The organism is Gulosibacter sediminis, assembly GCF_014904065.1.
GTDB classification, from domain to species: domain Bacteria; phylum Actinomycetota; class Actinomycetes; order Actinomycetales; family Microbacteriaceae; genus Gulosibacter; species Gulosibacter sediminis.
This window is the reverse complement of record NZ_JACXJG010000043.1, coordinates 1-207: the sequence shown is the minus strand read 5'-3', so window position 1 is coordinate 207 and position 207 is coordinate 1. Positions and strand designations below refer to the sequence as shown.

The 207-nt window shown below is 60.9% G+C and carries 1 protein-coding gene; it reads right to left on the bottom strand.

Going from position 1 to position 207, the window contains the following annotated elements:
- Positions 1 to 32: 32 nt before the first annotated feature.
- On the bottom strand, positions 33 to 207 hold a 175-nt coding region (locus ID132_RS13220; RefSeq protein ID WP_328744570.1), incomplete at its 5' end, for an IS3 family transposase.

Below are 207 nucleotides of genomic sequence, written 5' to 3'. Positions count from 1 at the left end.
GGGTCCGCTGAAGGTTTGGTTGACCTCCGGGTTTATGCCGCCAGTGTAGCGGCTGGGTTCATGATGAGTTCGAACTCGATGGGGGTGAGTTTCCCGAGTCGGCGTTGACGGCGTTTGCGGTGGTACTTGCCCTCGATCCAGGACACGATGGCCAGGCGCAGTTCCTCTCGTGTGCCCCAGGATCGACGGTCGAGGACGTTCTTCTGC